Origin of the sequence: Bowmanella yangjiangensis (assembly GCF_017255015.1) — a bacterium.
GTDB classification, from domain to species: domain Bacteria; phylum Pseudomonadota; class Gammaproteobacteria; order Enterobacterales; family Alteromonadaceae; genus Bowmanella; species Bowmanella yangjiangensis.
On sequence record NZ_JAFKCS010000404.1, the window covers coordinates 1 to 703 of the forward strand.

1 pseudogene is annotated in these 703 nt (G+C 64.9%); it reads right to left on the reverse strand.

Annotated features, from left to right (window positions below):
• Positions 1-168: 168 nt before the first annotated feature.
• Positions 169-703, reverse strand: a pseudogene (locus J0A65_RS24830) (hypothetical protein); the annotation flags it as partial.

A 703-nucleotide genomic window follows, 5' to 3' on the forward strand; every position in this document is an offset into this window, starting at 1 on the left:
GGTCAGCGGCTCGCTGGCGTGGGCCAGGTTGCCGATGAGGAAGAGGGCAAGCAGGGAAAGGCGCATGTTGGCAGCTCCTGTGGGCGTGGGGTAGAGGATACCGCCGCGCCCGAGGATGACCAAGATGCGTGACGCGGCGCCGCAGTTGCTCCGGCGCCGCTGCACGGGTCACTCCAGTTCCATCAGGCCGGGATCGCGCTGCACCGGCTGGATCTGCTCAGGCTTGACCTCCTTCTTGAGCATCAGCTTCAACTGGCTGGCCTTCTGGCAGGCGTTGTGCCCATCGACGAAGACACCGCCCTGGTTGCACTTCCAGTCATAGAAGTTGGCCAGGCCTCCCGCCAGTTGCAGGCTGTAGTCGCTGCTCTTGGTGCCGGGGCTGAACGGCTGGCCGGCGGGAATGTTCTGGAACCAGCGCATCCATTCCGGCGAACCTACCGCCGGAGGGTTGGCCTGGAAGGTGGGGTTCATGATGGCCAGTTGTGGGTACTCCCCGGTCATGTGGCAGCTCATGCAGGAACTGACCGGGTTATCCACCGGGCCGTTGAGGCGGCCATTCCAGCCCAGGTGCGTCGGCGGCAACTGCGCCGTGTTGGCGTTGATCGCGGTCTGCTTGAGGTTGGGGTTGATGCGCGTCTGGCTCGGTTGCGGGTTGCTGAAGTCGTTGCCCGTGTCCTGCGGGTCGTTGCCCCACATGATGCCC